Genomic DNA, 270 nt, shown 5'->3' on the forward strand with positions numbered 1-270 from the left:
GGTCAAGGTAAACGCCCGTCAGCTGCTGACGCAGACCAAGGGTGAACTGGCCGACCAAGCCCAGGCCCAGCAGCAGCGTGTTGCTGAGGGTCTTCGGTCCATCTCCGATGAACTGAAGAACATGGCCAATTCCAGCGAGAACGGTGGCGTTGCCACGGACCTCGTCCAGCAGGCGGCCCAGCGTTCCTCCTCCGTTGCCCAGTGGCTTGAAGGCCGGGACCCGGGTTCATTGGTGGAAGAACTCAAGGGATTCGCACGCCGCAAGCCCGG

At 63.0% G+C, this 270-nt stretch carries 1 protein-coding gene; it reads left to right on the plus strand.

The genetic code is table 11. The features are described 5' to 3' along the window. The coding region (locus SB764_RS40495; protein ID WP_410866825.1) for a hypothetical protein at nucleotides 1-270 on the plus strand (270 nt) is incomplete at both ends.

Source organism: Paraburkholderia sp. SIMBA_027, assembly GCF_046535315.1.
Classification (GTDB): domain Bacteria; phylum Pseudomonadota; class Gammaproteobacteria; order Burkholderiales; family Burkholderiaceae; genus Paraburkholderia; species Paraburkholderia tropica.